This window comes from Mycobacterium sp. (assembly GCF_032159775.1).
Taxonomy (GTDB): Bacteria; Actinomycetota; Actinomycetes; order Mycobacteriales; family Mycobacteriaceae; genus Mycobacterium.
Window position 1 is genome coordinate 1 of the sequence record NZ_JAVHWK010000039.1, and the last position, 6,030, is coordinate 6,030.

Sequence of the window (6,030 nt, forward strand, 5' to 3'; positions counted from 1 at the left end):
GCGAATTGCAGGCGCTGTCAGAGGATTCGGCAAAGTTCAGCCGCCAACGGGACCGCATCGTCGAGCGTTGCCTGCCGCTGGCCGACCACATCGCGCGCCGTTTCGACGGACGCGGCGAGCCGCGCGATGACCTCGTTCAGGTCGCCCGGGTGGGTCTGGTCAATGCCGTGATCCGGTTCAACGTCGACGCTGGCTCGGACTTCGTTTCGTTCGCGGTGCCGACGATCATGGGTGAGGTCCGTAGGCACTTCCGTGACAACAGCTGGTCGGTGAAGGTGCCGCGGCGGCTCAAGGAACTTCATCTGAGGCTCGGAGCGGCGACTGCCGACCTGTCTCAGCGGCTGGGCCGTGCGCCGACGCCGTCGGAACTCGCCGCCGAACTGGACATGGACCGCGACGAGGTCGTCGAGGGTCTGGTGGCGGGCAGTTCGTACAACACGCTCTCGATCGACAGCGGCGGCGGCAGCGGCAACGAGGATGCGCCCGCCATCGCCGACACGCTTGGCGACGTCGACCTGAGCCTGGACCAGATCGAGAATCGAGAAGCGTTGCGGCCCTTGCTCGAGGCGTTGCCGGAACGCGAGCGAACCGTGCTGGTGCTCAGGTTCTTCGAATCACTCACCCAGACTCAGATCGCCGAGCGGGTCGGCATCTCACAGATGCATGTATCCCGGCTACTCGCGAAATCCCTCACTAGGCTCCGAGACCAGCTGCAGTAGCCGACGTTGGTCGGCGCGAAGATGCACCAGCCCGGCGGACATGGTGGCCGCGACCGGCAGGGTCGAATCCGGGTCGCAGATCTTCATCACCCGGCTGACTGCATTGCTGGGTACCAGAACCCACTCGACACCCGCGCTCGCGCACCGGACGTTCAGCGTGTGCAACGCGGAGAAGCCGGCGGTGCCGAAGAAGTCGAGCCCGGTCAGGTCGAGTGCCAGGCGCTCGGTGCGGTCGGCATCGCGTAACGCGTAGTCGACGAATTCCTGGGCGTTGGACGCGTCCAGATCACCGAGTGCGGTGATGACCGAAACCGACGGCTCGAGCCGTCGCGTCGTGAAGGTCGCGGTGGTGCTCTCCGTGCGGTCGACGGGGCGAGGGGTCGTAAAAGCTGTGGACATTTTTATGTGACTCCATCAGTCGCAGAATTTTGTGGACTGTGGTTCGCGTCAAAAGTAAGGCCCTGGATCCTCAAAGCCCATCGGTGCAAGTTGCGGCAAATTTGCGCATGCACGTCGATGACGTATCCCGCGGCTGGAAACTCAACCTGGTTAGACCCTACGCTCAAGTGCGCCCGTTGATCAATCTTGGCGGCGGATTTTAATAAAGCCTGGTCAGCGCGGCGTGTCGGCCGGACACTGGTGGTATGGCCGAGCGCGCCGCCGGAGTGGTCCTCGCAGCGGGGGCCGGCACTCGATTCGGCATGCCGAAAGTTCTTGCAGAAGGCGGAAGGTGGCTGCGCTCAGCGATTTTGGCGCTGGAAGACGGCGGCTGCGACGACGTCATCGTGGTTCTGGGCGCCGCAATTGTCCACGTACCCGCCCCGGCGCGTCCCGTGCTCGCGGCCGACTGGGCGGAGGGGATGAGCGCTTCGCTGCGAGCAGGCATATCGGCGCTGGAATCGGGTTCGGCCGACCATGCCGTGTTGATGACCGTCGACACGCCGGACATCGGCGCCGCCGTGGTGCGGCGCGTGCTATCCGCCGCCCGTGGTTCGCCCTCAGGCATCGCTCGGGCCGGGTACGGACGACGGCCGGGGCACCCTGTTGTCATCGCGCGTGCGCACTGGCCGGAGTTGGTCGCGTCGTTGCACGGCGACGAGGGTGCGCGGTCGTTTCTGGCTTCCCGCACCGATGTGGCGTGGGTGGACTGCGCCGATCTGGCGACCGGTGCCGATATCGACGTCAATCAGCAACGGTGACGCCGAGGGCCTGGGCTGCGAAACGGCGGACGGCCTGCTCGGCCGCCTCGATCGCATCGGCATCGTCGCCGAAGGAGGACATCGTTGCGGTATCCGGATCAAGGCTCACCTGGGCGACGATTTCACCTGAGACCGGCTCACACACGTCCCATCGGAAGCCGGTGTCGGACGACACACCACGCAGATACCAAGCGCCGGCATTGATTTCCACCGGTTCCACGAGTCTGAAGCGTATCGAACAACTCGCTGCAGTCGAGTCTCCGTAGCAGAAGGCCGATTGGCTGAGGTACGAGTCCTTCGTGCGCTTGGAGGGTGATCTCGTAGCGGCGGTCGGGTCTGTATTGTGGCCGCCGACCGAATTCGGGTCACATGCCACCTGTGATCAGGTGGTCCGACACATCGGCGCTGGCCAGGGTGTTGTCGGTGTGCTGTGGGATGGTCACCGGTAATGAGCCGGCACACCACATTCCGTTTCTGTTTGGACCCAACGGTCGAGCAGGCCGAGGTGCTGGCCCGGCATGCGGGAGCGTCCCGGTTCGCGTTTAACCAGTGCTTACGAATGGTGAAAACCGCACTGACTGACCGCAAGACCGATATCGGTGTCGAGGTGCCGTGGACCGGATTTGATCTGATCAATGCGTTCAACGCGTGGAAGAAAACCGAGGACGCCGGCCGCGTGTTCACCGTCGATACCCGAGGCATTGTCGAGGTGGCGGTAACGGGCTTGTCATGGCGGCGTCAGGTGTGTCAGCAGGTGTTCGAGGAAGCCGCCGTTGACCTCGGCAAGGGCCTGGCGGCGTGGTCTGATTTCCGCTCAGGTAAGCGCAAAGGCAATCGGGTCGGGTTCCCGCGGTTCAAGAAAAAGACCGGGGACATCCCGTCTTTTCGGCTGCGCAGCAAGCATTGCAAGGGCAAACCACCGGCGATCCGGGTCGGAGAGCACAGCCGTCCTCGTTCGGTTACTCTGCCCGGCCTCGGACAGATCGGCGTGCACGATGACACCCGCCGGCTGCGGCGCATGCTCGCCAAGGGTCGGGCCAAGATCTGCTTCGCGACCGTCAGCGACCACGGTGGCCGGTGGTGGGTGTCGCTGAACGTCGAGGCCGCCGACCTGCACACCAACCTGCAGCACCCGTGTCGCGACCCCATAGATGACACCGGCTGGGTCGGCGTCGACCGGGGGTTGTCGGCGTTTCTTGTTGCCGCCCGCGTGGACGGTACTGAGGTGGCCAACATCGCTGATGCACCTAAGGCCCTGGCCGCCGGAATGAAACACCAACGGCGCCTGGCGAAATCGTTGTCACGCAAGAAGAAGGGATCACACAACCGCAAGGATGCCGCCACCCGTCTCGGCCGGCATCACGAACACGTCGCCAATGTGCGTCGGCATTTCCTGCACCAAGTGTCCAACGAGCTGGTCAAGACCCACGACCGGCTCGTCATCGAAGACCTGAACGTGCATGGGATGTTGGCCAACCGCCGCTTGGCCCAGGCCATCTCCGACGCCGGGTGGGCCGAGTTCGCGCGCCTTATAAAGTACAAACAGGCTTGGCGCGCCGGCCAGCTCGTCGAAGCCGACCGCTGGTATCCGTCAAGTCAGCTCTGCTCAATCTGCGGAGACCGCCGCACCAATTTGAGCCTGGCTGATCGTATGTTCACCTGCGCCAACGGCCATTCCATGGATCGTGACCGCAACGCGGCGACGAACTTGGCCCGATGGGCCCAGCAGCACCATAATGCTTCACTCGAACCCCGGGCCCCCAAGCAACGGGGCCGGGCCACCAATGCCCGCCGACGGGACGGCCCTGACCAGCACCCCTCGTGTGCCGGTGAAACCAGCCCGGTTGACGCGGGAACTGACATTCACATCGCCCCGGCGGATTGAACCGACGACGCCCGAGAAGGGCGGTGCCGCACACTCATCAGAACTATTGGAAGTGTTCGACACGCTTTAATAGTAGGCATGAAGATCGCAGTGATCGGGGCCAGTGGCCTGATCGGAACCATGCTCGTTGACCGGCTCGCCGCCGACGGCCACGACGTGGTCGCGGCATCCCGGCGCACCGGCGTCGACGTTCTCACCGGCGAGGGACTCGCCGATGCGCTCGCGGGCGCAGACGCCGTGATCGACGTGCTCAACTCGCCGGATTTCTCTGACGGTCCGGTGATGAACTTCTTCGCCACGTCGACCACCAACCTGGTGTCGGAAGCCACGAAGGCCGGGGTCGGTCACTACGTCGCCCTGTCGATCGTCGGAACCGACGGCCTTCCCGGCAGCGGCTATCTGCGCGCCAAGGTCGCCCAGGAGAAGATCATCACTGAATCGGGTCTGCCGTACACGCTGGTGCGGGCCACCCAGTTCGAGGAGTTCACCGACCAGATCACCGATTCGCTGGTCGAGGGCGACGAGGTTCGTGTTCCCGACGCGTTGATTCAGCCCATCCCGGGTTGGAAGGTGGCATCCGTCGTTTCCCGCGCGGCCGTCGCCGCTCCGCTCAACGGCTACGTGAACATCGGTGGGCCACAGAAGATCTCGTTCGAGCAGATGGCTCGCGACTCGCTGGCGCGTCGCGGCATCACCAAGACCGTCGTCGTCGACCCGAAGGCCACGTACTTCGGCACCGCGCTCGAGGAGCGCAGCCTGGTGACGCCGGACTAGGTGTGCTTTTTCCAGCCCGCTACTTGATCTCGGCCAGCACCGTGCCCTGCGTGATAGCGGCACCCGCCTCGACCGCGAGGCCGGTGATGGTGCCGTCCTTGTGGGCGGTGACAGGGTTCTCCATCTTCATCGCCTCGAGTACGACCACCAGATCGCCCGCGGCGACCTCCTGACCCTCCTCGACGGCGACCTTGACGACGGTGCCCTGCATCGGGGCGGTGACCGCGTCACCGGATGCCGCGGCCCCTCCGTGCGAACCGCGCTTGCGGGCCTTGGGCTTCTTGCGCACGACACCGGGCGCTGCGGCGCCGCCACCGTTGCCGATTGCCAGATCACCGGGCAGCGACACCTCGAGCCTTCGGCCACCCACCTCGACGACGACCGTCTGCCGCGGGATGGTGTCCTCGGTGTCGACCGGATCCCCGCCGGTGAACGGCTCGACGGTGTTGTCCCACTCGGTCTCGATCCAGCGGGTGTGCACGGTGAAGCCGTTGTCGTCGCCGATGAACGCCGGGTCGGACACCACCGCACGGTGAAACGGAATGACCGTGGCGAGTCCCTCGACGGTGAATTCGTCCAGCGCCCTGCGGGACCGCTCCAGCGCCTCCTCGCGAGTGGCGCCGGTGACGATCAGCTTCGCCAGCATCGAGTCGAACTGACCGCCGATCACCGAACCGGTTTCGACACCTGCATCCATGCGGATGCCCGGACCCTGGGGCGCCTCGAACTTGGTGACGGGGCCGGGGGCGGGCAGGAAGCCGCGGCCCGCGTCCTCGCCGTTGATGCGGAATTCGATCGAGTGGCCGCGCGGCGTCGGGTCCTCGGTGATGTCGAGGGTCTCGCCGTTGGCGATGCGGAACTGCTGGCGGACCAGGTCGATACCCGAGGTCTCCTCGGTGACCGGGTGCTCCACCTGCAGACGCGTGTTGACCTCGAGGAACGAGATCAGCCCGTCCTGGCCGACTAGATATTCGACCGTACCGGCGCCGTAGTAGTGCGCCTCTTTGCAGATCCGCTTGGCCGACTCGTGGATTTCCTTGCGCTGCGCGTCGGTCAGGAACGGCGCGGGCGCCTCCTCGACCAGCTTCTGGAAGCGGCGCTGCAGCGAGCAGTCGCGGGTCCCGGCGACGACGACGTTGCCGTGCTGGTCGGCGATCACCTGCGCCTCGACGTGGCGGGGCTTGTCCAGGTAGCGCTCCACGAAGCACTCGCCGCGGCCGAACGCCGCGACCGCCTCGCGGGTCGCCGACTCGAACAGCTCCGGGATTTCGTCGATGGTGCGGGCCACTTTCATGCCCCGGCCACCGCCGCCGAAGGCCGCCTTGATCGCGATCGGCACGCCGTACTCCTTGGCGAAGGCGACCACCTCGTCGGCGCTGTCGACCGGGTCCTTGGTGCCGGCGACCAGCGGGGCGCCGACCTTCTCGGCGATGTGGCGGGCCTTCACCTTGTC

The 6,030-nt window shown here is 65.5% G+C and carries 7 protein-coding genes; 4 read left to right on the forward strand and 3 right to left on the reverse strand.

What is annotated here, in order from left to right; genetic code table 11:
• A partial coding sequence (locus QOJ24_RS04155) for an RNA polymerase sigma factor SigF (RefSeq protein ID WP_526259390.1) occupies window positions 1–719 on the forward strand: 719 nt, incomplete at its 5' end.
• Here QOJ24_RS04155 and QOJ24_RS04160 read toward each other — a convergent pair.
• Window positions 675–1,118 (reverse strand): STAS domain-containing protein, encoded by a 444-nt coding sequence (locus QOJ24_RS04160; protein ID WP_526259392.1) that lies wholly within the window; start codon window positions 1,116–1,118, stop codon window positions 675–677. The two genes, QOJ24_RS04155 and QOJ24_RS04160, sit on opposite strands and share 45 nt — an antisense overlap.
• Window positions 1,119–1,363: 245 nt before the next feature.
• Here QOJ24_RS04160 and QOJ24_RS04165 point away from each other — a divergent pair, with 245 nt between their 5' ends.
• On the forward strand, window positions 1,364–1,918 hold the full coding sequence (locus QOJ24_RS04165; RefSeq protein WP_526259394.1) for a nucleotidyltransferase family protein: 555 nt from the start codon (window positions 1,364–1,366) through the stop codon (window positions 1,916–1,918).
• Here QOJ24_RS04165 and QOJ24_RS04170 read toward each other — a convergent pair.
• Entirely contained in the window at window positions 1,902–2,138 is a 237-nt protein-coding gene (locus QOJ24_RS04170) for a hypothetical protein (protein ID WP_526259395.1), read from the reverse strand. The two genes, QOJ24_RS04165 and QOJ24_RS04170, sit on opposite strands and share 17 nt — an antisense overlap.
• A 228-nt stretch (window positions 2,139–2,366) precedes the next feature.
• On the opposite strand from QOJ24_RS04170, the gene QOJ24_RS04175 reads away from it, so the two are divergent.
• Complete coding sequence (locus QOJ24_RS04175; RefSeq protein WP_526259397.1) at window positions 2,367–3,803, forward strand: RNA-guided endonuclease TnpB family protein; 1,437 nt, start codon at window positions 2,367–2,369, stop codon at window positions 3,801–3,803.
• Between the two features lie 78 nt (window positions 3,804–3,881).
• The gene (locus QOJ24_RS04180) at window positions 3,882–4,577 is read left to right on the forward strand and encodes an SDR family oxidoreductase (RefSeq protein ID WP_526259399.1); all 696 of its coding nucleotides are present in this window, start codon (window positions 3,882–3,884) and stop codon (window positions 4,575–4,577) included.
• Between the two features lie 19 nt (window positions 4,578–4,596).
• Here QOJ24_RS04180 and QOJ24_RS04185 read toward each other — a convergent pair.
• On the reverse strand, window positions 4,597–6,030 hold a 1,434-nt coding region (locus QOJ24_RS04185; protein WP_526259401.1), incomplete at its 5' end, for an acetyl/propionyl/methylcrotonyl-CoA carboxylase subunit alpha.